Source organism: Actinomadura sp. ATCC 39365, assembly GCF_054392275.1.
Genome location: NZ_CP184335.1, coordinates 4,628,113 through 4,652,858, shown reverse-complemented (window position 1 = coordinate 4,652,858; position 24,746 = coordinate 4,628,113). Strand labels below are relative to the sequence as shown.

The following is a 24,746-nucleotide window of genomic DNA, read 5'->3' as shown; positions in this document are numbered from 1 at the left end:
TAGGTGTCTTCCTACCTTGCCTGCTCGCCGTCGCGGAACGGACCAGCCAGGGAGCACGATTCGGTATCGATAGCCCCAAGCTCCCCCAGCCACACGCTCATCTGTGGTGACCCGTGCCCCACCGGCAGCCCGGCCACCACCGGCACCCCGAGCGGCACGAGCCGGTCCGCCAGCACCGGGTACGGATCGCCGCAGTCCACCCACGACCCGAGCGCGATGCCCCGCACGCCTTCGAACGCCCCGGCCTGCAGCAGCTGCGTCAACATCCGGTCGATCCGGTACGGCTCCTCCCCGATGTCCTCCAGCAGCACCAGCTTGCCGTCGAACGAGGGCTGGTACCGGGTGCCGCACATCGAGGCCAGCAGCGACAGGTTGCCCCCGGTGAGCACGCCCTCGGCCCGTCCGGGCACCAGCACCCGGTCGCCCCGCACGGTCGCGCTCTCCCCGGCCAGCGCCGCCCGCAGACTCTCCCACGAACGCGGCTCGGGGCCCTGCTCGGCGGCGATCGTGTCGCAGGCCGTCATCGGCCCGTGCAGCGTGGGCACGCCCAGCTCGATCGCGAAGGCGTTGTGCAGCGCCGTGATGTCGCTCGACCCGACCAGCACCTTGGGCCCGGCCGCGCGCATGGCGTCCCAGTCGAGCAGGTCGAGCAGCCTGGCCGCGCCGTAGCCGCCGCGGCCGCAGAACACCACCGACACGGCCGGGTCGCACCAGGCGGCCTGCAGGTCGGCGGCGCGGGCGGCGTCCTGGCCGGCCAGGTAGTCGAGGTCCTGGCGGTCGAGCACGTGCGTCCCGGCCACCACCTTCAGCCCGAGGGCCTCCAGCCGCTCGACGCCCCGACCGAACAGGACGGGTGAGGGCGGCCCCGACGGCATGACGATCGCGACGGTGTCACCTTGCTGCATCGGTCAACTCCTGCACGCCTGGGAGCGCCGGGGCCCGGGTAAGCACCGAAACGCTGATTGGCTCGTTCACCTGCCAAACGGTGTCACACTTGTGGTCCAGTATGCGACTTCCGCCCCACATCCTCGTGGTCAACGGCATCAAGGTCCGCAGGCCCGTCTTCCTGCTCGGCGCCCCGCACTCCGGCGCGGACCTGCTGGCCCGCGCCCTGAAACGGTCCCCGGGCTTCCACGTCACGACGGGCCGCGCGAGCGTGACGCACGTCGTGTACGCCTTCGCCCGCAAACCGTCCATCGGCCGCACGTCGGGCGCGGTCCGCGTGCTGCGCGACGCACTGGCGGAGTCCTGGCAGGTCTCCCCGCGGTCGTGCGGGCAGTGCGCCGAGCCGTGCCGGGAGGCGGGCGGCGTGACCGGCAGCGGGCCGTGCGTGGAGCCCGGCGAGGTGACGCGGTTCGGCGACGGCAGCCCCGACCTGCTCTACAGCGCGCCCGTGCTGCTCCAGGCGTTCCCCGACGCCCGGTTCGTCCAGCTCATCAGGGACGGCAGGGACGCCGTCGCCGGCATGCTCGCCGACCCGGCGTGCCTGGCCTGGTTCAAGCCCGCGATGCTCTCCGACAGCACCGAGTTCCCCAACGCCTTCCTCGGCGTCAACAAGGACGAGCACCTCGACCGGTGGAAGGGCATGCCCGCGGCGGGCAAGGCGGCGCTGCGCTGGCGCAGCGCCGTGCGGCTGAGCGCCGAGCTGCGCCGGGAGCTGCCCGAGCGGCAGCTCCTCACCGTCCGCTACGAGGACCTGGCGCACAAGCCCGCCGACACCCTCGCCGCGCTCACCGAGTTCCTGGAGACGCGCGTGTCCAGGATCGCGCTGTACGGCTCGCGCGTCCCCGAGGTCGGCGCCTGGCGGGCCCGGCTGCGACCGGCCGACCTGGAGCTGGTGGAGAAGGTCGCCCGGCAGGAGCTCACCCGGCTGGGCTACCTCCCGAGCTGAACTGGGTGCGGTAGAGCTCGGCGTAGTGGCCGCCGCGCGCCAGCAGCTCCTCGTGCCGGCCGCGCTCGGCCACGCGCCCGTCGTGCACGACGAGGATCTCGTCGGCCTCCCTGATCGTGGACAGCCGGTGGGCGATGACCAGCGACGTACGGCCGTGCAGGGCCGTCTTGAGCGCGAGCTGCACGGCCGCCTCGGACTCGGAGTCGAGGTGCGCGGTCGCCTCGTCGAGCACGACCACGCGCGGCGCCTTCAGCAGCAGCCTGGCCAGCGCGAGCCGCTGCTTCTCGCCGCCGGACAGCCGGTAGCCGCGGTCGCCGACGACGGTGTCGAGCCCGTCGGGCAGCCCCTCGACGAGGTCGCCGATCTGCGCGGCCCGCAGCGCGTCGCGGATCTCCTCCTCGCTCGCGCCGGGCCTGGCGTAGCGGAGGTTGGCCCCGATCGTGTCGTGGAACAGGTGGGCGTCCTGCATGACGACGCCGACGGTGTCGCGCAGCGAGTCGAGCGTGGCCTCGCGCACGTCGAGCCCGTTGATCCGGACGGCCCCCGCGTTGACGTCGTAGAGCCGGGAGACCAGGGAGGTGATGGTGGTCTTGCCCGCGCCGGAGTGGCCGACCAGCGCGATCATCTCGCCCGGCCGGGCGGTGAAGGAGACGCCCTTCAGCACCTCCTGCGACGGGCCACCGGAGTCCTGGCGGGCCACCGACTCCAGGGAGGCGAGCGAGACCTCCTCGGCCGCCGGGTAGCGGAAGCGCACGTCGTCGAACTCGATGGTGACCGAGCCCTCGGGCACCGGACGCGCGCCGGGCCGCTCGGCGACCATCGGCTCGAGGTCGAGGATCTCGAAGACGCGGTCGAAGCTGACCAGCGCCGTCATCACGTCGACGTGCACGTTGGACAGGGACGTCAGCGGGCCGTACAAGCGCATCAGCAGGGCGGTCAGGGCCACCAGCGTGCCCAGCTCGAAGGCGCCGCCGACGGCGAGCACGCCGCCGATGCCGTAGACCAGCGCGGTGGCCAGGGCGGCGACCAGGCCGAGCGCGACCCGGAAGACCGTGCCGTACATGCCGACGGTCACGCCGACGTCGCGGACGCGCCCGGCCCGTGCGGCGTAGGTGGCCGCGTCGTCCTCGGGCCGGCCGTAGAGCTTGGCGACCATCGCGCCGGCCACGTTGAAGCGCTCGGTGGTGACCGAGCTCATCTCGGCGTCGAGCTGCATCTGCTCGCGGGTCAGCGCGGACATGCGCCGGCCGACGTACTTGGCGGGCACGATGAAGATCGGCAGCAGCACCAGCGCGACCAGCGTGACCTGCCACGACAGCGCCAGCATCGCGCCCAGCACCAGGACCAGGCTGACCACGTTGGACACCACGGACGACAGCGTGCTGGTCAGCGCCCGCTGGGCGCCGATCACGTCGCTGTTGAGCCTGCTGACCAGCGCGCCGGTCTGCGCCCGCATGAAGAAGGCCACCGGCATGCGCTGCACGTGGTCGAAGACCTCGGTGCGCAGGTCGTAGATGAGCCCCTCGCCGATGCGCGCGGAGAACCAGCGCTGCGCCAGCGTCAGCGCGGCGTCGACGACCGCCAGCGCGGCGATGGCCACGGCCAGGCCGATCACCACGTTGGTGCGGCCGGTCAGGATGCCGTCGTCGATGATCGCCTTCATCAGCAGCGGATTGGCGACCACGATCACCGCCCCGGCCACCACGAGCAGCAGGAACGCCGCGATCTTCCTGGTGTGCGGGCGGGCGTGCCGGCCGATGCGCCGGACCGTGCCCGGCGCGATGCGCTGCTTGGTCACCGAGCCGTCACGGCGCAGCGACGTCCAGACCTGAGGGCCGAAGCCCCCTCCCATCATCGCCATACGGGGGATCCCTCCTCCTCCCCCGGATTCAGCGTCGCGAGGGCCTCCGGCGATTCCGCGATCCGCTCACGGCGAACCGGAGCCCCGCCTCCGGCCGCCGTCCTAACGCGGTCCGAACAGGGCTTTGATGCGCTTGGCCTGCTCCCTGCCCTCGGCCGCACTCTGCTCCTCCAGGGTGCGCGCCCGCGCCCCTGGAGGAGGCGCTTCGTCGCCACCGCCGCGTCCCGGTTCGTCGACAGCAGCTCCGCGATCTTGTTCTGTACGGTCTTGTCCAGGTCGCCCCCGGCGACCACCTGCTCCGCGAGGCCGATGCGCATGGCCTCCTCGGCGTACACGTTCCTGGCGGTCAGGCAGATGTCGATCGCCTTGGCCAGTCCGACCAGCTCGACCAGCGGTTTGGTCCCCGTCAGATCCGGGACCAGGCCCAGTGCGGGCTCTTTCATGCAGAAGGTGACGTCGTCGGCCACGATCCGCAGGTCACAGGCGAGCGCGAGCTGGAACCCCGCGCCGATCGCGTGCCCCTGCACGGCGGCGATGGAGACGATCTCCGGGCGGCGCAGCCACAGGAAACCGTCCTGCGCCTGACGTATGCGCTGCTCGAAGGTCTCGCCGTCGGTTGCGGCGGCCGAGCTGAACGAGCCCTGTCCGGGCACTCCCTCCGGTGTGAACATCCGCAGGTCGATTCCTGCCGAGAAGGACGGTCCCTCACCTTTCACGACGACGACGCGCACCTGTTCGGGAAGGCTCTCCCCGATGCGAGCCAACGCCGACCATGTCGCGAACGTCTGGGCGTTGCGCTTTTCCGGCCGGTCCAGCGTGATCGTCGCTATCTCACCGTCCACCTCATAGCGAAGCCCGATCTCCGCCAGCCTTTCGGCAGAGACGTCCTCCGCGTTCCCCCCGCGCTGTGGTGCCTGTGCTTCCGCCATCGCCTGCTCCCTGTGTCCGGTCGCGCACGGGGTGCGCCACCAAGGCTGACCGTCGCGCCCGAGCTTACAGAATATGATTCTGGCTCGGGCGCGACAGCGGCTGACAAGGGACGGGCGGCTGCGGTCGCACGTTCCGAGGCAGCCGTCAGCGCTTGGACTTGCCTCGAGTCGCCCCGCCGCGCCCGCGCAGAGTCACGCCGGACTCGCTAAGGATGCGGTGGATGAACCCGTAAGACCGACCGGTCGAAGCGGCCAGGGCGCGGATGCTCTCGCCCTGCGCGTAGCGCTTCTTGAGATCGCCGGCCAGTTTTTCCCGGTCGGCCCCGGTGACCCGGGTGCCCTTCTTCAGTGTCTCGGCCACGAGTACCTCCTGTAGTGCCGGACTTCCGCAGCGTTACTCCGCCATGATCAGTCATTTCAGCGGGATCGGCTACCTACTCCACGGGAAAAGATCCGTACCCACTCAAATTAAGATCAGGCAAGTGCCACAAGATCGGAAAATTCGTCGCTCCACGCGTCTTCAGTTCCGTCAGGCAGCAAGATCACCCTATCCGGTGACAAGGCGTCAACGGCACCCTCGTCATGGGTGACGAGGACGATTGCTCCTGAATACGACCTCAGAGCGTTGAGAACCTGCTCGCGGCTGACCGGATCGAGGTTGTTCGTGGGCTCGTCGAGCAGCAGGACGTTGGCGCTCGACAGCACCAGGATGGCCAGCGCGAGCCGGGTCTTCTCGCCGCCGGACAGGACACCGGCGGGCTTGTCGACGTCGTCGCCGGAGAACAGGAAGGAGCCGAGGACCTTGCGCAACTCGGTGTCGGTGAACTCGCCGCCCGCCGAGCGCATGTTCTCCAGGAGCGTGCGGCCGGGGTCGAGGGTCTCGTGCTCCTGGGCGTAGTAGCCGACCTTCAGGCCGTGGCCGGGCCGCAGCTCGCCGGTGTCGGGAGACTCGATGCCGCCGAGTATGCGCAGCAGCGTGGTCTTGCCGGCGCCGTTGAGGCCGAGGATGACGACCCTGTGACCTCGGTCGATGGCCACGTTGACGTCGGTGAACACCTCCAGGGAGCCGTAGGACTTCGACAGGCCCTCGGCCGTGAGCGGCGTGCGGCCGCACGGCAGGGGCTCGGGGAAGCGCAGGCGGGCGACCTTGTCGCTCTGGCGCTCCTCCTCGGTGCCGGCCAGCAGCCGGTGGGCGCGGCGCATCATGTCCTGGGCCGCCTTGGCCTTGGTGGCCTTGGCGCGCATCTTGTCGGCCTGGGCCAGCAGCGCACCCGCCTGCTTCTCGGCGTTGGCGCGCTCGCGCTTCCTGCGCTTCTCGTCGGTCTCGCGCTGGGCCAGGTAGGCCGTCCAGCCGACGTTGTAGTGGTCGATCACCGAGCGGTTGGCGTCGAGGTGGAGGACCTTGTTGACCGTTGCTTCAAGAAGGCCGACGTCGTGACTGATGATCACCAAGCCACCTTGATGAGATCGCAAAAAATCACGAAGCCACCCGATTGAGTCCGCATCTAGGTGGTTTGTCGGCTCGTCGAGAAGGAGAGTTTCCGCTCCGCTGAAAAGAATTCGCGCCAATTCCACGCGGCGCCGCTGACCGCCGGAAAGCGTTTGCAACGTCTGGCCGAGGACCCGGTCGGGCAGACCGAGGCTGGAGGCGATGGAGGCGGCCTCGGACTCGGCCGCGTAGCCGCCGAGCACGTGCATCTGGTCTTCGAGCCTGCCGTACTGCTTGACGGCCTTCTCGCGGGTGCGCTCGTCGGCGGAGGACATGCCGACCTCGGCCTCGCGCAGCTTGCGCAGGACCTCGTCGAGGCCGCGCGCGGACAGGATGCGGTCGCGGGCCAGCACCTGAAGGTCACCCGTACGGGGGTCCTGGGGCAGGTAGCCGATGCTGCCGGAGGAGGTGACCGCGCCCGCGGCGGGCAGCGCCTCCCCCGCGAGCACCTTGGTGAGGGTGGTCTTGCCCGCGCCGTTGCGGCCGACCAGACCTATCTTGTCGCCGGGGTTGACCCGGAAGGAGGCGTTCTCGATGAGCAGGCGCGCGCCCGCGCGCAGCTCGATGTCATTGGCGATGATCATGTTGGCGGACACTCCCGAGCTAGGAAACGAGGATTGGGCGTGCGACCGCCGGTCAATCGGGAGTATGCATACAGATCAGTGTAGGGCCCCCGTGCCAGGCGCTACCTCTGCTTATAGGGGCTCCAGGTGCCCTCCGGTACGCGTGGGACAGGGGCCGTCAGCCCGGCAGCGACGTCGCGGCCCCGGCGGCCATCCCGTCGAGCATGAGGTGCAGGTACTTCTCCGGACGGGCGGCCACGGGGGCGGGCAGCCCGTCGGGGTGGCAGGTGAAGACGTTGAGCAGGCTGACGACGTCCTCCCAGGTCACGTCGGGACGCATGCCGCCCTCGGCCTGGGCCCGGCGGACGAGCCCCTGGAGCAGCCCCAGCCAGCGCTCCTTGCTCTCGGCGAACTCCGCCGTGCCCGCGATCTCCTCCTGCGGCAGGTGGGCCAGCGCGGCGGCCAGCGCGACGCGGCCGGGGGCGGCGGCCCACAGCACGAAGCCCCGCAGCGCGCTCCAGGCGTCCCGCTCGCCGTCGACGGCGTGCTCCAGGGCCTCGGCCAGCGACTGGACGTAATGCTCGCCCAGCGCGGCGATGAGCGCGTCGCGGTCGGGGAAACGGCGGTAGAGGGTGCCGACGCCGACGCCGGCCTGCCGGGCGATGAGCTCCATGGGCGCGTTGACGCCGCGCTCGGCCATCACCCGGGCGGCCGCGTCGAGGATCTTGACCAGGTTCCTTCTGGCGTCCGCGCGCACGTCCCGACCTCCTAAGTGGACGAATTGTTTCCGCTTAGTGTACCGTCCGGGCAAGCGGACGAAGAGATTCCACTTAGGAGGCCATCATGATCGTGATCACCGGCGCGACCGGTTCCATCGGCCGGGCCCTGGTCGCCCAGCTCGCCGGCCAGGACGTGCTCGCGGTGTCGCGTACGCCCGCCGACCTGGGCGCACGGCACGCCGTCGGCGACTTCACCCGGCCGGAGACGATCGGCGGGCTGCTGTCCCCCGGCGACCGGCTGTTCCTCAACAGCTCGCCGTTCCCCGGGTTCGCCGAGCGCCTCAACGAGGTCATCGACCTGGCCGCCGAGGCGGGCGTGGCGCAGATCGTCGAGGTCTCCGTACGCGACGCCGCCCCCGGCGCCGCGCTCAGCGCCGGACCCCACGGCGAGGTCGACGAGCACCTGCGGGCCTCCGGCGTGCCGCACGCCGTCCTGCAGCCGACCGGGTTCATGCAGAACCTGCTCGGCGAGGTGCGCGGCGACCGCTTCCACGGCTCCTGGGGCACCGGCGGGATGAACTACATCGACGCCAGGGACATCGCCGCGGTGGCCGCCGCCCTGCTGACCCGGCCGGTGGGCGAATCGGGCTCGTACCTGCTGACCGGGCCCGAGTCGCCCACCCACGAGGAGATCGCGGCGACGATGACCGGCGTGCTCGGGCGTCCCGTCTCCTACGTGGACCTGCCGGTGCCCGAGATGGCCGCGCGGCTGGCCGGGCAGGGGATCCCGGAGCCGTTCGCCACCGAGCTGGCCACCACGCAGGCGACGCTGAGCCGGACCGGCTGGGCGGAGATCACCACGACCGTCGAGGAGGTCACCGGCCGCCCGCCGCGCACCCTGGCCGCCTTCGTCGCCGACCACGCCGACGCCTTCCTCCCGGCGTCCTGACCGCTTGGTCGAACCCTCGGGGCTCAGGACGGGTCGACCACCCGGATCCGGACGGCCCGGAACCGGGCGGGCGCGTCGCGCAGGACCGCGAGCCTCGGGTCGGGCACCACCAGGAACGGCTCGCTCTCCAACGCGAACACCGGCGCGAGCCGCCGGTCGCCGCGCAGCGCGTCGACCGCCCGCCGGTCGCCGCCGAGCACCACCGCCTCCAGCTCCCCGAGCGCCGGCAGGAGCACCCGCACCGCCGTCTCCGCCGCGCTGTCGAACGCCTGGGCCGCCTGCTTCTGCCGCCTCCTTGCGAAGCGCTGCTGCGACCACCCGCCGGCCGCCGTACGGCCCTGCACCAGCCGGGAGCCGACCTTGGAGTCCAGCAGGTCGGCGCCGTGGAACACCCCGGCCGCGTAACCGCCGAGCCGCACCAGCAGCACGCCCACCCGCCGCGCGGCCTGCGCGTGCGCGACCAGCCTGGTGACGTGCGGCGGGCCGGGGGTCATGGGCGGGAACGGCACGTGCAGCTCGGCCAGCGCGCCGTCGGCGGCGGTCAGGCGCACCACGCGGTCGTCGCCGGCGGCCTCGAAGGGCCCGTGGCGGCCGGCGAACCCGTCGATCCAGGGGTGCACGCGCTCGGGCGGCACCGTGACCCAGCGGCCGCCGCCTCTGGCCGGTCGCGCGCTCATGCGGGAAGGGTAACCGAACGACATTCCCTTCACGAGAAGGGGGGGAACTATAGCGGAAATGTCGGTGAACTTCGTTTCGGGGGGCTTCTGCCGTAACTGTGCCGGTCGGATCATCTGAACGTGTCCTCCCTGCTCACCAGCCCCGTAGTGGATCTCGACAACGGGGCCGTCATCGCGCAGCCCGCCGTCGTCGACCCGGCGGGCGTTCTGCGGGCGGCTCCGCTGCCCATGGTGCTGCCACTGCCCCTGCACGTGGTGCTCTCGGGCGCCGGGGCGCTGGCGCCGCTCCACGAGGCCCTGCGGCGGGCGGGCAGGCATCCTCGTGAGGCGATCCTGATGCTCACCGGAACGTGCCAGGAGCAGGACCGCCGCCTGCTGAAGGTCGGCCTCGACGGGCTGCGCACGATCGGCTACCTGCTGGGCTTCGCCGACGTGGGCGCGGGCGGCCCGGCGCTGGACGTCGTCACCGACTCCGCGCCGTACCTGCTGGCGCTGGACGAGGAGCTGGTGACCAGGTTGCCGGGCGACCACCGGGCGGCGGCGGTGGCGCGCGCGGTGGTGACGCTGGCCCGCGGGATCGGCGCACACGTGCTGGCCCCGGGCGTGGAGCGCGAGGGGCAGGTGGCGGTGGCCCGCGGCCTGGGCGTGCGCCTGGCCCACGGCCCGCTGCTGGCGCCCGGCCCCGACGGCAAGATCCGGGTGCCGCTCCCGGTGGCCGACGAGTCGCCGGACACGCTGATGCTCGGCCCGCGCGTGCAGGAACTGCTGATCCCGGCGGTGACGCTGCCGGCCGGGGCCAAGGCGGAGGAGGTCGTGGCGGCGTTCGGGCACGAGCCCACGATCACCAGCGTGATCCTGGTGGACGAGTACCAGCGCCCCAAAGGCAGCCTCGACCGCAGCCGCTTCCTGCTGTCCTTCGCCGCCCGGTACGGGCACGCCCTGCACGGCGCCAAGCCGGCCCAGCGCCTGGCCGACCCGCCGCGCACGGTCCCGAGGACGACCCCCGCCATCGCCGCCATGCAGGCCGCCGGCCGGGACGCGGCCCGCATCTACGACGACCTGGTGGTCACCGACGAGCTCAACCGCTGCCTGGGCATCGTCCGGGTGTCGGACCTGATCCGCCAGATCGCCGCCATGCGGACGTGAGCCCCCGCCGGCCCTGCCCCGGCTAGACCCAGCCCTGCGCCCTGGCCCGCCGCACGGCCTCGATGCGGTTGCGCGCGTGCGTCTTCTGGATGGCCGAGGACAGGTAGTTGCGCACGGTGCCCTCCGACAGGTGCAGGCGCCGGGCGATGTCCCCGATCGTGGAGCCGTCGGCGGCGGCGGCCAGCACGTCGCGCTCGCGCGCCGACAGCGGGTTCGGCCCCGCGCTCAGCGCCGCCGCGGCCAGCCCCGGGTCGATGACCCGCTCCCCCGCCTGCACCCGGCGGATGGCCGCCGCGAGGTCCTTGGCCGGGCTGTCCTTGACCAGGAACGCCACCGCCCCCGCCTCCATCGCGGTACGCAGGTAGCCGGGCCGCCCGAACGTGGTCAGGATCATCACCCGGCAGCCCGGCACCCGGGCGGCGATCTCGGCGGCGGCGGTGAGGCCGTCCTTGCCGGGCATCTCGATGTCCAGCAGCGCGATGTCGGGGGTCGCGGCCAGCGCGACGGCGACGGCCTCGTTTCCGTCGGCGGCCTCGCCGACCACCTCGATGTCGGGCTCCAGGCCGAGCAGTGAGGCCAGCGCGCCGCGGATCATGCCCTGGTCCTCGGCCAGCATCACCCGGATCACGCGGCCGTCCCCACCTTGGCCGGCACGAGCACCCGCAGCCGGAACCCGCCCTTGGGCGCGCCGCCGGCCTCCATGGTGCCGCCCGCGCCCGTCACCCGTTCGCGCAGGCCGCTGAGCCCGCTGCCGGTGCCCTGCGGCTCGCCGCCGCGTCCGTCGTCCATGATCTCAAGGGTGGCGTGTTCGCCGTCGTACGTCACCTGGATCTCGCAACGGGCGGCCCGCGCGTGCCGGACGACGTTGGTGACGCCCTCGCGCACCGCCCAGCCGAACAGTCCGTCGAGCAGGTCGGGCAGCGGCGTGCCTGACACCCGCACCTCGGCCAGCACGCCCGCCGCCCGCAGCACCGACCGGGCGCCGTCGAGCTCCTCCGACAGGCTGCGCTGCCGGTAGCCGGTGACCGCCTCGCGCACCTCCACCAGCGCCTGCCTGGCGACGGACTCGATGTCGGCGATCTCCTGCCGCACCTGCGGCGACTCCTCGGCCAGCCGCCCGGCCAGCTCGCTCTTGAGCACGATCAGCGACAGGCTGTGGCCGAGCAGGTCGTGCAGGTCGCGGGCGATGCGCAGGCGCTCCTCCGTGGCCGCCAGCCTGGCCACCTCGCCCTGCGCCTCGTGCAGCCTCAACGTCAGCACCCTGCTGTTGCGGATGCTGATGAACAACACGCCCAGCGTGACGACCTGCAGCCCCAGGACGACGACGCCGGCGAACTCGTCGCCGGTCAGCACCCCGGCCGCCACCACCACCGCCAGGTTCACGCCCACCCCGGCCAGCGCCCAGGCGGGCGGGAGGGTGAACCCGTAGAGCACGACCGTGTAGACGGGCAGGGTGAGCCAGGCGCCGCCGAAGGCGAACGCGCTGACCACCGCGATCACCGCGGTCACCCCGAGCAGGGGGAAGGTGGCGCGCGAGCGCTCGTGGAAGCTCTTGGCGCTGATCACCGTGGCGGCGAAGCAGCCGACGAACGCGACCAGCGCCACGGCCCCCCAGACCGCGCGGGCGCCCGTGACGCCGCCCGCGACGATCTCGGCGATCGGGAAGACGAGGTAGACCATGCCGACGGACATCCCGAGCAGCCGCCGCCTGGGCGACGGCCGCCCGTCGCCGAAGTGCAGCTTGTCGGCGAAACTCATGCCCGAACAGTAGCCCGGCGGTAGAGGTAGGCGGCAGCCCCGCCCAGGACGACCGCCCATCCTCCGACCACCAGCACGTCGGTCAGCGCGACGCCGTTCCCGGCGACGATGCTCCAGCCGAGGCTCGCGTAGTGGTAGGAGGGCATGACGTCGGCCACGGTCCGCATGGTGTCGCCGAACACCTCGGGCGGGAACCACAGGCCGCCCGCGATGGCCAGGACGAACATGCAGATCATCGCGGCCGGCTGTGCGGCGTCGGCGGTCAGCAGCGACCCGATCGCCAGGCCCAGCGCGATGAACGGGATCGTCCCCAGCCACATGGCCAGCAGCAGCGGCACCCACCGGCCGACCGGCATCGACACGCCCTGCTGGACGATCCCGACGACGGCCACCAGCAGCAGCGAGGGCAGCACGAGCAGCATGGCGGTGCCGAGCTTGGTGGCGATGATCATCCAGTTCGGCAGCGGGGTGATCTGGAGCTGGCGCAGCCAGCCGGACTGCCGTTCGGTCGCCCACGGCACCGCCGAGCTCATCATCGACGAGGCCAGCGCCCCGTAGGCGGCCATGGAGACCATCAGCACGACGCTGTAGCTCACCCCGGCGCCGTCGGTCTGCTTGCCGTAGATGTTGGCGTTGATCAGGTACAGCACGACCGGGAAGATGACCACGAAGATGATGTAGCGCCGGTTGCGCAGCATGCGCATCGCCTCGGTCTTGGCGTAGAACAACATCAGGACTCCCTGGTGAGCGCGAGGAAGGCGTCTTCGAGGTCGGCGCCGGTGAGCTGGAGACCCCGTACGTCGAGCTCGGTGCCCCGGAACAGGGCGGCCACGGTCGCGTCGGGGTCGGAGGTGTGTAGCGTGGCGGTGCCGGCGGCGACCTCGACGGCGGTGACGCCGGGCAGCCGGTCGAGCCCGGCCGCGGGCTGGTCGCCCAGGGTGAAGCGGACGACCTGCCCGCCCACGCCCGCCTTGATCTCGGCGGCGGTGCCGTCGGCGGCCAGCCGGCCGCGGGCGATGACGATCACCCGGTCGGAGTGCTCGTCGGCCTCCTCCAGGTAGTGGGTGGCGAACAGCACGGTCCTGCCGCCGGCGGCGTAGTCGTGCATGCTGGCCCAGAACCGCAGCCTGGACTCCACGTCCATGGCCGCGGTCGGCTCGTCGAGCAGCAGGATCTTCGGCGCGCCTGCGATGGCCAGGGCGAACCTGACGCGCTGCGTCTGGCCGCCGGACAGCTTGTTCGCGCGCCGCTTGACCAGGTCCGACAGGTCGGCCAGCTGGAGGATCTCGGCCAGCGGCAGCGGGTCGGGGTAGAGCCGGCGGACGAGGTCGATGAGCTCCTTGACCGACAGCTCGGGGATGAGGGCGCCGTTCTGGAGCATCGCGCCCAGCTCGCCGGAGCGCACCGCGTGGTCGGGCGTGCGGCCGTGGATGGTGATCGTGCCGCTGCTGGGACGCAGCAGGCCGAGCAGCATGTTGATCGAGGTTGACTTGCCCGCGCCGTTGGGCCCGAGCAGGGCCACGGTCTTGCCCGGCTCGATGGCGAGCGAGAGGTCGTCGACGGCAAGCACGTCCCCGTAGCGCTTGCTGACCTGGTCGAACACGATGGCGTTCATGTCAGCAAACGCTACGGGCGCGGCTTTTCCCCCGTTAGTGTGATCCTTCCGGGGTTGGCCGTGACATTTGTCAGAGGCGGCAGGCGTAGATGTCGGTGACCAGGATGGCCCGCGCGCCGATGTCCCAGAGCTGGTCCATCACCTGCTGGTGGCCCTTGCGCCGGACCATGGCCCGGACGGCGACCCAGCCCTCGCGGTGGAGCGGCGAGACCGTGGGCCCCTCCATGCCGGGCGTGAGGGCGATGGCCTCCTCGATGCGCTCGGCGCGGATGTCGTAGTCCATCATGACGAAGTCGCGGGCGTGCACGACGCCCTGGAGACGGCGGACGAGCTGGCCCATGCCCGGCGTCTCCGGCGCGCTCTGCCGCTTGATCAGCACGCCCTCCGAGCGCATGATCGGCTCGCCGAACACCTCCAGGCCGACGTTGCGCAGCGTGGTGCCGGTCTCCACGACGTCGGCGACCGCGTCGGCCACGCCGAGCCGGATCGCGGTCTCGACGGCGCCGTCGAGCTTGATCACGCGGGCGTCGACGCCCTGGTCGGACAGGTACTTGTCGAGCAGCCCCGCGTAGGAGGTGGCGATGCGCTGCCCGTCGAGGTCTTTGACCGACGACATCGTGCCCGCCCTGGCGGCCAGGCGGAAGGTGGAGCCGCCGAAGCCGAGCGGCATGATCTCCTCGACCGGCGCGCCGGAGTCGATCAGCATGTCGCGGCCGGTGATGCCGAGGTCGAGGGTGCCCTCCCCGACGTAGACGGCGATGTCGCGGGGACGCAGGAAGAACAGCTCGCAGCCGTTGTCCTCGTCGACGACGACGAGCTCCTTGCTGTCCCTGCGGGACCGGTAGCCGGCCTCCTTGAGCATGTTCTGGGCGGCTTCGCTGAGCGCGCCCTTGTTCGGTACGGCCAGACGCAGCATGTTCGGGTCTTCTTCCTCACTCATGGTCGATGGGACGCCGGGGCGGGCGCGAGGCGCCCTAGAGATGCTTGTACACCTCGTCGAGCCCGATGCCCTTGGCGATCATGAGCACCTGCACGTGGTAGAGGAGCTGGGAGATCTCCTCCGCCGCCCTGTCGTTCGACTCGTGCTCGGCGGCCATCCAGCTCTCGGCGGCCTCCTCGACGACCTTCTTGCCGATGGCATGCACGCCGGCGTCGAGCGCGGCCACGGTGCCCGAGCCCGCGGGCCTGGTACGCGCCTTGTCTGACAGCTCGGCGAACAGCTCTTCGAAGGTCTTCATGGTCTCTCTCGTCGGTCGGGTGGCGTGCCTGACAAGCCTAGTCTGCGCGCGGCGGTGACGACGCCCGGAGTCCGCCACGCGAGACGGCCGCTTCCTGCCCGTCGTACGGGCGCCGCTTGATCTCCAGAAGGCCGTTCTAGGCTGGTGGTCATGGACATCGCGACCGTGGGCAAGCTCTGGGACGCCGATCCCGGCTGGCTCAACACCCCTTCGTACGGCCTTCCGCCCCGTCCGGCGTTCGAGGAGTTGCAGGCCGTGCTCACCGAGTGGCGGCACGGCAGCGGCGACTGGACGCCCTGGGACGCCTCGGTCGGCCGGGCCCGCACGGCCTTCGCCCACCTGGTCGGCGCCGACCCGGCCGACGTGACGGTCGGCTCGACGGTGTCGCAGATCATGTCCACGGTGGCGACCGCGCTGCCGCCGGGGGCACGGGTGCTGGTGCCGGAGATCGAGTTCACCAGCAACCTGTTCCCGTGGGCGGTGGCGGCCGAGGTCGAGACCGTGCCCGCCGAGCGTCTGGCCGACACCGTCACGAGCCGGATCGACGCCGTCGCCTTCAGCCTCGTGCAGTCGGCCACCGGCTACGTGACGCCCCTGCACGACGTCGTCGCCGCCGCCCGCGCCCACGACGCGCTGGTCATCGCCGACGGCTCCCAGTCGTGCGGGTGGCTGCCGGTGTCGGTGGCCGACGGGATCGACGTGCTGGCGTGCGCGGCGTACAAGTGGCTCATGGCGCCGCGCGGGGCCGCGTTCGGGTACCTGTCGCCCCGGGTGCGCTCCCTCATGCGCCCGCTGGCGGCCAACTGGTACGCCGGCGACGATCCGGGCGGCTCCTACTACGGGCCGCCGCTGCGGCTGGCCGCCGACGCCCGCGCCTTCGACCTGTCGCCGGCCTGGTTCTGCTACGTCGGCGCGGCGCCCGCGCTCGAACTGCTCAACGAGATCGGTCCCCAGCGCGTCCACGAGCACAACGTGGGGCTGGCCAACCGGTTCAGGGCCGGGCTGGGGCTGGAGCCGTCCGACTCGGCGATCGTGTCGGTGGAGGCGCCGGGCGAGCGGCTGGCGGCGGCCGGCATCCGCGCCGCGGTGCGCGCCGGCCGGGTCCGCGCGGGCTTCCACGTCTACAACACCACGGACGACGTCGACCGCGCTCTTGAGGTCCTGACCTCGTAGAACGCCCGGGAACGACGAAGCCCGCCGCCCCTCCCCCGTGGGAGGTGCGACGGGCCCGGTCGTTCAGGCAGGGTCAGGCGGGATCAGCGCTCGAAGCGGCGGCCGCCGTTGTTGCGGCGGAACCCGCCGTTGCCGCGCTCCTCGGAACGGAAGCCGCCGCCGGAGCGGAAGCCGTCGCGGGGGGCGCGCTCGTCGGAGCGGGCGGGCCGGTCACGGTCGCCCGAGAACGGGCGGCCACGGTCGGCGCCGAAGCGGCTGCGGTCGTCGGAGCGGAAACCGGCGCCGCCGCCGCGCTGGCCGTCACGGAACCCGCCGCCACGCGGTCCCTCGGACCGGTAGCCGCGGTCGTCCTGACGGAACGGGCGGTCGTCGGAACGGAAGCCACCACGGTCGTCCTGACGGGCAGGGCGGTCGTCGGAACGGAAACCGCCGCGGTCGTCCTGACGAGCGGGACGGTCGTCGGAGCGGAAACCGCCGCGCGGCCGGTCGCCGCGCCTGCGGTCGTCGCCGAACGTGCGCGGCTCGCCGGAGCGCTGCCCGCCGCCGAACGGCCGCTCGCCCTCGGCGTGCCGGCGCGGACGACGGTCCTCGCCACCGGACTCCTCGTGGCGGCGCGGACGGCGGTCGTCGCCGCCGGCGAAGGTGCCCTCCTCGTGCCGGCGCGGACGGCGCTCGCCGTCGAACTCGCGGCGCGGACGACGCCCGCCCCGGCGCTCGGCGCCGCCGTGACCGCCCTCGCGGCGCGGGCGCAGCGGCTTGCGCACGTCGGGCTCCCACACGGGGATGGCCTCGCCGCTCGGGATCCTGGCCCCGGTCACCTCGGCCAGCCGGGGGTGCCCCGGGGTGGCCTTGAGCCGGAACGGGTGGATGCCGGCGCGCCTGGTCAGGGCGTCGGTCGAGCGGCGCTCGTTGGGCAGCACCAGGGTGACGACGGTGCCCTTCTCGCCCGCGCGGGCGGTACGGCCGCCGCGGTGCAGGTAGCTCTTGTGGTCCTGCGGCGGGTCGACGTGCAGCACCAGGCTGATGTTGTCGACGTGGATGCCGCGGGCCGCGACGTCGGTGCAGACCAGCACGTTGATCGAGCCCTCGCGGAACTCGGCCAGGATGCGGGTGCGCTGGTTCTGGCGCTTGCCGCCGTGCAGGCCGCCGGCCTTGATGCCGACCCGGGCGAGCTGCTTGCACAGCCGGTCGACGCCGTGCTGGGTGCGGACGAAGATGATCGTACGGCCCTCGCGGTTGGCGATCTCGGCCGTGACGTCGAACTTGTCGTCACGCGTGACCTGCATCACGTGGTGCTCCATGGTGTCGACCGGGGAGGTCGCCGGGGCCACGGAGTGGGTGATCGGGTCCTTCAGGAAGCGGCGCACCAGCTTGTCGACGTCGCCGTCGAGGGTGGCCGAGAACAGCAGCCGCTGCCCGTCGGTCGGGGTCTGGGCCAGCAGCTCGGTGACGACGGGGAAGAAGCCGAGGTCGCACATGTGGTCGGCCTCGTCGAGGACGGAGACCTCGACCTGCGCCAGCGAGCACTCGCCCTGCCGGATCAGGTCGCCCAGGCGGCCCGGGGTGGCGATCACGATGTCGACGCCGCGGCGCAGTGCCTCGATCTGCTTGCCCATGGACATGCCGCCCACGACGACCTTCATCCGCAGCCCGAGGCCGCGTCCGAGCGGTTCGAGCGCGTCGTGCACCTGAAGGGCCAGCTCACGGGTGGGCACAAGGATCATCGCGCGCGGGTGGCCGGCGGCGGGCCGCACCCCCGCGATGCGAGCCATGGTCGGCAAACCGAAGGCCAGGGTCTTGCCCGAGCCGGTCTGGCCACGGCCCAGGACGTCATGGCCGGCGAGCACGTCGGGGATCGTCGCACTCTGGATGGGGAACGGGCTGTCGATGCCCTGCTTGGCCAGACCGCTGATGAGCGGCTTGGGAAGGCCGAGCAGTTCGAACTCCGACGGGCCCGTCTCGGGGGCGGTCTCGTCGAGCGCGGGCATGACAGAGTCAAGCATGGTCACGAAATTCGTGCCTTTCAGTCGAAGTGGCGCGTCACTTCTGCGAAAGGACGAGCCGGGACATACGGCCTGATGCCGTACACGTTGCATTACGCCCGCCATCGAGGCGGGACTTCACAGGGGGGATACACCGGGGCACCGGCCGCAGGCGGCGCGATGACGCGAGATGAGGCGTCTGGTGTATACCTGGTGCCAACGCCGGGGATGTTATCGGATATTCCCTGGCTGGGTACGGACCTTCCGAAACCCTTCCTTGGCACACTGAAACGGCTGACGCCCAACGCCAGCCGTAACAGCTAGAAAGATCAGACGTTGAAGCCTAGCATACGGAGCTGCTCACGCCCCTCGTCAGTGATTTTGTCCGGGCCCCACGGCGGCAGCCAGACCCAGTTGATCTTCACGTCGGAGACCATGCCCTCCAGGGCGGAGTGGGCCTGGTCCTCGATGACGTCGGTCAGCGGGCAGGCCGCGCTGGTCAGCGTCATGTCGATGGTGGCCACCGGCTGACCGGTGTCGGACGGGTCGAGGTTGAGCCCGTAGATCAGCCCCAGGTCGACGACGTTGATGCCGAGCTCGGGGTCGACGACGTCTTTGAGCGCCTCCATGACCTCTTCGACGGTGGTGTCACCGTCGAAGCCGGTCGGAGTCTCCACAGGCTTGCTCATTGGGCACTCCTCACCACAGCGTCCTTGTAGGCCATCCACGACAGCAGCGCGCACTTGACGCGCGCCGGGAACTTGGCCACGCCCGCGAACGCCACCGCGTCCCCGAGCACTTCCTCGTCGGCCTCGACCTGCCCCCGGCCCTGCATGAGCCGGGTGAACTCGTCGACCACCGACAGCGACTCCTCGACCGTCGAGCCGGTGGCCAGCTCGTGCAGCACGGAGGCGGCCGCCTGGCTGATCGAGCAGCCCTGGCCGTCGTAGGAGACGTCTTCGATCTTACCGGCGTCGCCCACCCTGACCCGCAGCGTGATCTCATCGCCGCACGTCGGGTTCACGTGGTGAACCTCGGCGTCGTACGGCTCGCGCAGCCCCCGCCCCTGCGGGTGCTTGTAGTGTTCCAGGATCAGCTCCTGGTACATCGACTCGCCGATCATGGCTATGCGAACACCTTCTGAACGTGATGGAGGCCGCGCACCAGGGCGTCGATCTCGCCCGTGGTGTTGTACAGGTAGAACGACGCCCGCGTGGTCGCCGGTATTCCGAACCGCAGGTGCAGCGGGCGCGCGCAGTGGTGCCCGACGCGGACGGCGACCCCGAACTGGTCGTCCAGGATCTGCCCCACATCGTGGGGGTGTATGCCTTCCAGCGTGAACGACAGCGTGCTGCCGCGCTGGTCGAGGGAGTCGGGCCCGATCAGGCGCAGCGACGGCACCTCGCGCAGGGCGTCGAGGGCGTAGGCCGTCAGCGAGCGCTCGTGCGCCTCGATGGCGTCCATGCCGACCGCGGTGAGGTAGTCGACCGCCGCGCCCGGGCCGATGGCCTCGACGATGGGCGGCGTGCCGGCCTCGAACTTGTGCGGGATCGGTGCGTACGTCGAGCGGTCCATCCAGACCGCCTCGATCATCTCGCCGCCGCCCAGGAACGGCGGCATGGCCTCCAGCAGCTCGGTACGGCCCCACAGCACGCCGATGCCCGAAGGGCCGACCATCTTGTGACCGGTGAAGGCCACGAAGTCGGCGCCCAGCGCGGCCATGTCCACCGGGTGGTGCGGCACGGACTGGGAGGCGTCGAGCATGATCAGCGCGCCGACCTCGTGCGCCCGCGCGGCCACCGCGGTGACCGGGTTGACCGTGCCGAGCACGTTCGACTGGTGGGCGATCGAGACGATCTTCGTCCGCTCGGTGACGACGGCCGGGTCGAAGTCGAGCCGCCCGTCGTCGGTGACGCCGAACCACTTCAGCGTCGCACCGGTGCGCTGCGCGAGCATCTGCCACGGCACGATGTTGGAGTGGTGCTCCATCTCGGAGATGACGATCTCGTCGCCGGGGCCGAGGGTGAAGCGGGGGTCGGTGTTGGCGGGGTTGCCGAAGGAGTAGGCCACGAGGTTGAGGGCCTCGGAGGCGTTCTTGGTGAAGATCACCTCATCGCGCGAGCCCGCCCCGACGAACGCCGCCACCTTGTCGCGCGCGCTCTCGTACGCCTCGGTCGACTCCGAGCCGAGCACGTGCATGGCCCGTCCGACGTTGCTGTAGTGCAGCGCCAGGTGGTCGCGCATGGTGTCGATGACCTGGTTGGGCTTCTGCGAGGAGTTGCCCGAGTCGAGGTAGACGAGCGGGCGCCCGTCGGGCAGCTCGCGGGAGAAGACCGGGAAGTCCTTCCTGATCTTCTCCACGTCAAAGCTGGTGGAAGTCATGCAGATGCCTTCGTGTACTGCTCGTAGCCCTCGGCCTCGAGCTTGTCGGCCAGCTCCGGCCCGCCCTCCTCGACGATCCGGCCGCCGGCGAAGACGTGCACGAAGTCGGGCTTCACGTAGCGCAGGATGCGGGTGTAGTGGGTGATCAGCAGCACGCCGGTCTCACCCGTGGAGCGGAAGCGGTTGATGCCCTCGGAGACCACCCGCAGCGCGTCGACGTCGAGGCCGGAGTCGGTCTCGTCGAGCACCGCGATCTTCGGCTTGAGCAGCTCGAGCTGGAGGATCTCGTGGCGCTTCTTCTCACCGCCGGAGAAGCCCTCGTTGAGGTTGCGCTGGGCGAAGGCGGCGTCGATGGACAGCGCGTCCATGCCGGCCTTGAGGTCTTTGGCGAACTCGCGCAGCTTGGGCGCCTCGCCGCGGACCGAGGTGACGGCCGAGCGCAGGAAGTTCGACACCGACACGCCGGGGACCTCGACCGGGTACTGCATGGCGAGGAACAGGCCGGCGCGGGCGCGCTCGTCGACCGACAGCTCCAGCAGGTCGACGCCGTCGAGCAGCACCTGGCCGCCGGTGATCGTGTACTTGGGGTGACCGGCGATCGCGTAGGCGAGGGTGGACTTGCCCGAGCCGTTGGGGCCCATGATGGCGTGCGTCTCGCCGGACTTCACCGTCAGGTTGACGCCGCGCAGGATTTCCTTGTCCTCGACGGCGACCTTGAGGTCACGGATCTCTAGGGTGGACACGTTTATGACTCCTTCGAGAGCGAGACGAGGACGTCGTCGCCGTCGATCTTGACTGTGTAGACGTTCACGGGCTTGGTGGCGGGCGGGCCGGTGGGCTTGCCGGAGCGCACGTCGAAGCACGAGCCGTGCAGCCAGCACTCCAGGGTGCCGTCGTAGACCTCGCCCTCGCTGAGCTTCACCTCGGCGTGGGAGCAGACGTCGTGCAGGGCGAAGACGTCGGCGCCCTTGCGCACCAGCGCCACCGGGGTCTCCCCGACCTCGACGCCGATGACGCCGCCGTCGGGGATGTCGGCGACCTGGCAGACCTTCTCGAAACTCATCGCGCGAGCTCCGCCTCCACCGCGGCCAGCACGCGGTCGCGGATCTCCTCGATCTGGATCTTCTCGATGAGCTGGCCGAGGAAGCCCCTGATGACCAGGCGGCGGGCCTCGTCGTAGGGGATGCCGCGGGCCTGGAGGTAGAAGATGTGCTCGTCGTCGAGGCGGCCCGAGGCCGAGGCGTGCCCGGCTCCGGCGACCTCGCCGGTGAGGATCTCCAGGTTGGGGACCGAGTCGGCGCGGGCGCCGTCGGTGAGGATGAGGTTGCGGTTGAGCTCGTAGGTGTCGGTGCCCTCGGCCTCGACCCTGATGATCACGTCGCCGATCCAGACGGCGTGCGCGTCCTGCCCCTGCAGAGCGCCGCGGTAGTCGACGTTGCTCTTGCAGTTGGGCTGGGAGTGGTCGACCAGGAGGCGGTGCTCCAGGTGCTGGCCGGCGTCGACGAAGTAGACGCCGGACATGTCGGCGTCGCCGCCGGGCGCGGTGTAGGCCACGCTGGGCGAGAGCCGGACCAGGTCGCCGCCGAGTGTCACCACGAAGCTGCGGAAGGTCGCGTCCTTGGCGAGCTGGGCGTGGTGGTGGGAGACGTGGACGGCGTCGTCGTCCCAGTCCTGGAGGCTGACGACCCTGAGGTTGGCGCCGTCGCCGACGACGAACTCGATGTTGTCGGCGTAGACGGCGCTGCCCTTGTGGTCGAGCACGACCACGGCCTCGGCCATCGGCTCCACCTTGACCACGATGTGGCCGTAGGCGGCGCCGTCGCCCTCACCGGTCAGGGTGAGCACGGTCGGCTTCGACGTGACGGCCTCGCGCGGCACCGTGATCACGGTCGCCTTCTCGAAGCTGTTCCACGCCTGCGCGCTGACCCGGTCGGTGGGCGTGAACGCCTTGCCGACGCGGGCGTCGTCGCGCCCGACCGTCTCGACGACGACCTCGGGCGCGGCCTCGACGTCGAGGCGCACGTGGCCCACGGGGTCGGCCTTGCCGTTGTGCAGGCCCTTCAGGCGGGACAGCGGCGTGAAGCGCCACGACTCCTCGCGCCCGGTCGGGACCTCGAAGTCGTCCAGGTCGTAGGACGCCTTCTCGTGCAGGGTCGACAGGGGCTTCTCGTTCAGGCCCATCAGCCGACGGCTCCTTCCATCTGCAGCTCGATCAGCCGGTTGAGCTCGAGCGCGTATTCCATGGGCAGCTCGCGGGCGATCGGCTCGACGAAGCCGCGCACGATCATCGCCATGGCCTCGTCCTCGCCGAGCCCGCGGCTCATGAGGTAGAAGAGCTGGTCCTCGCTGACCTTGGAGACCGTGGCCTCGTGGCCCATCGAGACGTCGTCCTCGCGCACGTCGACGTACGGGTAGGTGTCGGAGCGGCTGATCTGGTCGACCAGGAGCGCGTCGCACTTGACGGTGCTGGCGCTGCCGTGGGCGCCCTCCTCGATCTGCACGAGACCGCGGTAGGAGGTGCGGCCGCCGCCGCGCGCCACCGACTTGGAGATGACGCTGGAGCTGGTGTTGGGCGCCAGGTGCACCATCTTGGAGCCGGCGTCCTGGTGCTGGCCCTCGCCGGCGAAGGCGACGCTCAGCGTCTCGCCCTTGGCGTGCTCGCCCATCAGGTAGACGGCCGGGTACTTCATCGTGACCTTGGAGCCGATGTTGCCGTCGATCCACTCCATGGTCGCGCCCTCGTAGGCGACGGCGCGCTTGGTGACCAGGTTGTAGACGTTGTTCGACCAGTTCTGGATGGTCGTGTAACGGCAGCGGGCGTTCTTCTTCACGATGATCTCGACGACCGCGCTGTGCAGCGAGTCGGAGGAGTAGATCGGCGCGGTGCAGCCCTCGACGTAGTGGACGTAGGAGTTCTCGTCCACGACGATCAGGGTCCGCTCGAACTGGCCCATGTTCTCGGTGTTGATCCGGAAGTAGGCCTGCAGCGGGATCTCGACCTCGACGTTCGGCGGCACGTAGATGAACGAGCCACCGGACCACACGGCGGTGTTGAGCGCGGCGAACTTGTTGTCGCCGACCGGGATCACCGAGCCGAAGTACTCCTTGAAGAGCTCCTCGTGCTCCTTCAGGCCCGTGTCGGTGTCGACGAAGATGACGCCCTTCTCCTCAAGGTCCTCACGGATCTTGTGGTAGACGACCTCCGACTCGTACTGGGCCGCGACGCCGGCGATGAGGCGCTGCTTCTCCGCCTCGGGGATGCCGAGCTTGTCGTAGGTGTTCTTGATGTCGGCGGGCAGCTCGTCCCAGGAAGCGGCCTGCTTCTCGGTCGAGCGCACGAAGTACTTGATGTTGTCGAAGTCGATGCCGGTGAGGTCGGAGCCCCAGGTGGGCAGCGGCTTCTTGGCGAACAGGCGGAGGCCCTTCAGGCGAAGGTCGAGCATCCACTCCGGCTCGTTCTTGAGCGCGGAGATGTTGCGGACGACCTCCTCGGACAGGCCACGCTTGGCAACCGCGCCCGCGGCATCCGGGTCGGCCCAGCCGAACTTGTAATTCCCGAGGCCTTCCAGCTCCGGGCGGTCGGTGACAGTCACCTTCCGGTCTCCTTGCTCTTGTCTCTGTGTGCGGATTCAGCCAGCGACTTGGGGCTCACGTGGGTCGTGCAGACCCCGTCGCCGTGCGCGATCGTGGCCAGGCGCTGCACCGGGGTGCCGAGCAGTTGCGCGAACGCCTCCGTCTCGGCCTCGCAGAGCTGCGGGAACTCCGCGGCCGCGTGAGCCACCGGGCAGTGGTGCTGGCAGAGCTGGTCGCCGCCCGACTTGGCCTTGCTGGCCGAGGCGGCGTACCCCTCTGCCGACAGCGCCTGCGCCAGCACCTGTACGCGCTGGTCCGCCGGCACCGTCCGCATGACCGGCTCCAGCCGCGTCAGCAGGCTCGACACCTGCGAGCGGGCGAAGTCGGTCACGGCTTCTCGTCCCATGCGCTCGGCCAGGAAACGGAGTGCGCTCCCGGCGAGGTCGTCATAGGCGTGCTCGAAAGCACTGCGCCCCGCGTCGGTGATGGCGAACAGCTTGGCGGGCCGTCCGCGCCCGCGCTGACCGCGCGGCCTGACCGTGCGAGGCTCTATCATTCCCTCGGCCAGCAACGCGTCGAGGTGCCTGCGCACCGCGGCGGGCGTCAGCCCCAGCCGCTCGCCGAGCGAGGCGGCCGTCACGGGACCATGCTCAAGGATCAGCCTGGCGACGCGCGCGCGGGTGCTGCGCTCGCTACCGGGCTCGATCGTGGGCATGTTTTTCACAACATCAGTGTGCCGTAATTCCTTCCCGCTGCACAAACGAATCCGAGCAGGCCACCAATGGAATTGCTCACGCAGGT

25 protein-coding genes and 1 pseudogene are annotated in these 24,746 nt (G+C 70.9%); 4 read left to right on the top strand and 22 right to left on the bottom strand.

Features of this window, described 5'->3' with window-relative positions; translation table 11 throughout:
• Positions 1–11 precede the first annotated feature (11 nt).
• Positions 12–905, bottom strand: coding sequence for a S66 peptidase family protein (locus ACNF49_RS23045; RefSeq protein ID WP_482944945.1), 894 nt, complete (start codon positions 903–905; stop codon positions 12–14).
• Between the two features lie 101 nt (positions 906–1,006).
• On the opposite strand from ACNF49_RS23045, the gene ACNF49_RS23040 reads away from it, so the two are divergent.
• Positions 1,007–1,891, top strand: a complete 885-nt coding sequence (locus ACNF49_RS23040) for a sulfotransferase family protein (RefSeq protein ID WP_357983264.1) — start codon at positions 1,007–1,009, stop codon at positions 1,889–1,891.
• Here the strand turns inward: ACNF49_RS23040 and ACNF49_RS23035 are convergent.
• The 5 genes and pseudogenes from ACNF49_RS23035 to ACNF49_RS23015 form a co-directional block, all read right to left on the bottom strand.
• Positions 1,863–3,752: an ABC transporter ATP-binding protein gene (locus tag ACNF49_RS23035; RefSeq protein WP_482944944.1), complete on the bottom strand. Its 1,890-nt coding sequence runs from the start codon at positions 3,750–3,752 to the stop codon at positions 1,863–1,865. The genes ACNF49_RS23040 and ACNF49_RS23035 overlap by 29 nt on opposite strands.
• A 102-nt stretch (positions 3,753–3,854) precedes the next feature.
• A pseudogene (locus ACNF49_RS23030) lies at positions 3,855–4,681 on the bottom strand (enoyl-CoA hydratase/isomerase family protein).
• A 145-nt stretch (positions 4,682–4,826) separates the two neighbouring features.
• The gene (locus ACNF49_RS23025; RefSeq protein ID WP_125642298.1) at positions 4,827–5,042 is read right to left on the bottom strand and encodes a helix-turn-helix domain-containing protein; all 216 of its coding nucleotides are present in this window, start codon (positions 5,040–5,042) and stop codon (positions 4,827–4,829) included.
• A gap of 113 nt (positions 5,043–5,155) precedes the next feature.
• Positions 5,156–6,754 (bottom strand): ABC-F family ATP-binding cassette domain-containing protein, encoded by a 1,599-nt coding sequence (locus tag ACNF49_RS23020; RefSeq protein WP_357983270.1) that lies wholly within the window; start codon positions 6,752–6,754, stop codon positions 5,156–5,158.
• Between the two features lie 157 nt (positions 6,755–6,911).
• Entirely contained in the window at positions 6,912–7,490 is a 579-nt protein-coding gene (locus tag ACNF49_RS23015) for a TetR/AcrR family transcriptional regulator (protein ID WP_357983273.1), read from the bottom strand.
• Between the two features lie 86 nt (positions 7,491–7,576).
• Here ACNF49_RS23015 and ACNF49_RS23010 point away from each other — a divergent pair, with 86 nt between their 5' ends.
• On the top strand, positions 7,577–8,401 hold the full coding sequence (locus ACNF49_RS23010; protein WP_482944943.1) for an NAD(P)H-binding protein: 825 nt from the start codon (positions 7,577–7,579) through the stop codon (positions 8,399–8,401).
• Positions 8,402–8,424: 23 nt separating this feature from the next.
• Here the strand turns inward: ACNF49_RS23010 and ACNF49_RS23005 are convergent, their stop codons facing one another.
• The gene (locus ACNF49_RS23005) at positions 8,425–9,078 is read right to left on the bottom strand and encodes an acVLRF1 family peptidyl-tRNA hydrolase (RefSeq protein ID WP_482944942.1); all 654 of its coding nucleotides are present in this window, start codon (positions 9,076–9,078) and stop codon (positions 8,425–8,427) included.
• 120 nt (positions 9,079–9,198) lie between these two features.
• Between ACNF49_RS23005 and ACNF49_RS23000 the strand changes: the two genes are divergently transcribed.
• Complete coding sequence (locus tag ACNF49_RS23000) at positions 9,199–10,224, top strand: EAL domain-containing protein (protein ID WP_482944941.1); 1,026 nt, start codon at positions 9,199–9,201, stop codon at positions 10,222–10,224.
• 22 nt (positions 10,225–10,246) lie between these two features.
• On the opposite strand, the gene ACNF49_RS22995 is transcribed toward ACNF49_RS23000, so the two are convergent.
• The 6 genes from ACNF49_RS22995 to ACNF49_RS22970 all read right to left on the bottom strand — a co-directional run bounded on the left by ACNF49_RS22995 (position 10,247) and on the right by ACNF49_RS22970 (position 14,835).
• Positions 10,247–10,852 (bottom strand): response regulator, encoded by a 606-nt coding sequence (locus ACNF49_RS22995; protein WP_357983289.1) that lies wholly within the window; start codon positions 10,850–10,852, stop codon positions 10,247–10,249.
• Entirely contained in the window at positions 10,849–11,982 is a 1,134-nt protein-coding gene (locus tag ACNF49_RS22990) for a sensor histidine kinase (protein ID WP_357983292.1), read from the bottom strand. The genes ACNF49_RS22995 and ACNF49_RS22990 overlap by 4 nt, the downstream gene beginning before the upstream one ends.
• Complete coding sequence (locus ACNF49_RS22985) at positions 11,979–12,713, bottom strand: ABC transporter permease (RefSeq protein WP_357983296.1); 735 nt, start codon at positions 12,711–12,713, stop codon at positions 11,979–11,981. Before ACNF49_RS22985 ends, ACNF49_RS22990 begins: the two co-directional genes overlap by 4 nt.
• Complete coding sequence (locus ACNF49_RS22980; RefSeq protein ID WP_357983299.1) at positions 12,713–13,597, bottom strand: ABC transporter ATP-binding protein; 885 nt, start codon at positions 13,595–13,597, stop codon at positions 12,713–12,715. Before ACNF49_RS22980 ends, ACNF49_RS22985 begins: the two co-directional genes overlap by 1 nt.
• A 70-nt stretch (positions 13,598–13,667) precedes the next feature.
• On the bottom strand, positions 13,668–14,513 hold the full coding sequence (gene hisG / locus ACNF49_RS22975) for an ATP phosphoribosyltransferase (protein ID WP_357983491.1): 846 nt from the start codon (positions 14,511–14,513) through the stop codon (positions 13,668–13,670).
• 58 nt (positions 14,514–14,571) lie between these two features.
• A complete protein-coding gene (locus ACNF49_RS22970) occupies positions 14,572–14,835 on the bottom strand; it encodes a phosphoribosyl-ATP diphosphatase (protein ID WP_189652386.1) in 264 nt (87 codons plus the stop codon).
• Between the two features lie 150 nt (positions 14,836–14,985).
• On the opposite strand from ACNF49_RS22970, the gene ACNF49_RS22965 reads away from it, so the two are divergent.
• Positions 14,986–16,008 (top strand): aminotransferase class V-fold PLP-dependent enzyme, encoded by a 1,023-nt coding sequence (locus ACNF49_RS22965; protein ID WP_482944940.1) that lies wholly within the window; start codon positions 14,986–14,988, stop codon positions 16,006–16,008.
• An 83-nt stretch (positions 16,009–16,091) separates the two neighbouring features.
• Here ACNF49_RS22965 and ACNF49_RS22960 read toward each other — a convergent pair whose 3' ends face one another.
• The 9 genes from ACNF49_RS22960 to ACNF49_RS22920 form a co-directional block, all read right to left on the bottom strand.
• Entirely contained in the window at positions 16,092–18,011 is a 1,920-nt protein-coding gene (locus tag ACNF49_RS22960; protein ID WP_482944939.1) for a DEAD/DEAH box helicase, read from the bottom strand.
• A gap of 308 nt (positions 18,012–18,319) precedes the next feature.
• Positions 18,320–18,679 carry a metal-sulfur cluster assembly factor gene (locus tag ACNF49_RS22955; protein ID WP_482944938.1) on the bottom strand — a complete coding sequence of 120 codons (360 nt, stop codon included), beginning with the start codon at positions 18,677–18,679 and terminating at the stop codon, positions 18,320–18,322.
• On the bottom strand, positions 18,676–19,113 hold the full coding sequence (gene sufU / locus ACNF49_RS22950; RefSeq protein ID WP_352325531.1) for a Fe-S cluster assembly sulfur transfer protein SufU: 438 nt from the start codon (positions 19,111–19,113) through the stop codon (positions 18,676–18,678). The genes ACNF49_RS22955 and sufU overlap by 4 nt, the downstream gene beginning before the upstream one ends.
• 2 nt (positions 19,114–19,115) lie before the next feature.
• Positions 19,116–20,372 carry a cysteine desulfurase gene (locus tag ACNF49_RS22945; RefSeq protein ID WP_482944937.1) on the bottom strand — a complete coding sequence of 419 codons (1,257 nt, stop codon included), beginning with the start codon at positions 20,370–20,372 and terminating at the stop codon, positions 19,116–19,118.
• Positions 20,369–21,115 (bottom strand): Fe-S cluster assembly ATPase SufC, encoded by a 747-nt coding sequence (gene sufC / locus ACNF49_RS22940; protein WP_352325533.1) that lies wholly within the window; start codon positions 21,113–21,115, stop codon positions 20,369–20,371. The genes ACNF49_RS22945 and sufC overlap by 4 nt, the downstream gene beginning before the upstream one ends.
• 2 nt (positions 21,116–21,117) lie before the next feature.
• Positions 21,118–21,435, bottom strand: coding sequence for a non-heme iron oxygenase ferredoxin subunit (locus ACNF49_RS22935; RefSeq protein WP_352325535.1), 318 nt, complete (start codon positions 21,433–21,435; stop codon positions 21,118–21,120).
• Positions 21,432–22,553 carry a Fe-S cluster assembly protein SufD gene (sufD, locus tag ACNF49_RS22930; protein ID WP_357983312.1) on the bottom strand — a complete coding sequence of 374 codons (1,122 nt, stop codon included), beginning with the start codon at positions 22,551–22,553 and terminating at the stop codon, positions 21,432–21,434. The genes ACNF49_RS22935 and sufD overlap by 4 nt, the downstream gene beginning before the upstream one ends.
• Positions 22,553–23,965, bottom strand: a complete 1,413-nt coding sequence (gene sufB / locus ACNF49_RS22925) for a Fe-S cluster assembly protein SufB (RefSeq protein ID WP_357983315.1) — start codon at positions 23,963–23,965, stop codon at positions 22,553–22,555. The genes sufD and sufB overlap by 1 nt, the downstream gene beginning before the upstream one ends.
• A complete protein-coding gene (locus ACNF49_RS22920; RefSeq protein WP_352328768.1) occupies positions 23,962–24,660 on the bottom strand; it encodes a helix-turn-helix transcriptional regulator in 699 nt (232 codons plus the stop codon). Before ACNF49_RS22920 ends, sufB begins: the two co-directional genes overlap by 4 nt.
• Positions 24,661–24,746: the final 86 nt, after the last annotated feature.

Bases quoted from the DNA above. Each gene is read 5' to 3' on its own strand.
- ACNF49_RS23035 (WP_482944944.1), bottom strand. From the start codon at position 3,752: ATGGCGATGATGGGAGGGGGCTTCGGCCCTCAGGTCTGGACGTCGCTG.
- ACNF49_RS22935 (WP_352325535.1), bottom strand. From the start codon at position 21,435: ATGAGTTTCGAGAAGGTCTGCCAGGTCGCCGACATCCCCGACGGCGGC.
- ACNF49_RS22970 (WP_189652386.1), bottom strand. From the start codon at position 14,835: ATGAAGACCTTCGAAGAGCTGTTCGCCGAGCTGTCAGACAAGGCGCGT.
- sufD (WP_357983312.1), bottom strand. From the start codon at position 22,553: ATGGGCCTGAACGAGAAGCCCCTGTCGACCCTGCACGAGAAGGCGTCC.
- ACNF49_RS22980 (WP_357983299.1), bottom strand. From the start codon at position 13,597: ATGAACGCCATCGTGTTCGACCAGGTCAGCAAGCGCTACGGGGACGTG.
- ACNF49_RS23020 (WP_357983270.1), bottom strand. From the start codon at position 6,754: ATGATCATCGCCAATGACATCGAGCTGCGCGCGGGCGCGCGCCTGCTC.
- ACNF49_RS22945 (WP_482944937.1), bottom strand. From the start codon at position 20,372: ATGACTTCCACCAGCTTTGACGTGGAGAAGATCAGGAAGGACTTCCCG.
- ACNF49_RS22965 (WP_482944940.1), top strand. From the start codon at position 14,986: ATGGACATCGCGACCGTGGGCAAGCTCTGGGACGCCGATCCCGGCTGG.
- hisG (WP_357983491.1), bottom strand. From the start codon at position 14,513: ATGCTGCGTCTGGCCGTACCGAACAAGGGCGCGCTCAGCGAAGCCGCC.
- ACNF49_RS22985 (WP_357983296.1), bottom strand. From the start codon at position 12,713: ATGTTGTTCTACGCCAAGACCGAGGCGATGCGCATGCTGCGCAACCGG.
- ACNF49_RS22960 (WP_482944939.1), bottom strand. From the start codon at position 18,011: ATGCTTGACTCTGTCATGCCCGCGCTCGACGAGACCGCCCCCGAGACG.
- ACNF49_RS23045 (WP_482944945.1), bottom strand. From the start codon at position 905: ATGCAGCAAGGTGACACCGTCGCGATCGTCATGCCGTCGGGGCCGCCC.
- ACNF49_RS23010 (WP_482944943.1), top strand. From the start codon at position 7,577: ATGATCGTGATCACCGGCGCGACCGGTTCCATCGGCCGGGCCCTGGTC.
- ACNF49_RS23040 (WP_357983264.1), top strand. From the start codon at position 1,007: ATGCGACTTCCGCCCCACATCCTCGTGGTCAACGGCATCAAGGTCCGC.
- ACNF49_RS22990 (WP_357983292.1), bottom strand. From the start codon at position 11,982: ATGAGTTTCGCCGACAAGCTGCACTTCGGCGACGGGCGGCCGTCGCCC.
- sufU (WP_352325531.1), bottom strand. From the start codon at position 19,113: ATGATCGGCGAGTCGATGTACCAGGAGCTGATCCTGGAACACTACAAG.
- ACNF49_RS22955 (WP_482944938.1), bottom strand. From the start codon at position 18,679: ATGAGCAAGCCTGTGGAGACTCCGACCGGCTTCGACGGTGACACCACC.
- ACNF49_RS22920 (WP_352328768.1), bottom strand. From the start codon at position 24,660: ATGCCCACGATCGAGCCCGGTAGCGAGCGCAGCACCCGCGCGCGCGTC.
- ACNF49_RS23005 (WP_482944942.1), bottom strand. From the start codon at position 9,078: ATGAGCGCGCGACCGGCCAGAGGCGGCGGCCGCTGGGTCACGGTGCCG.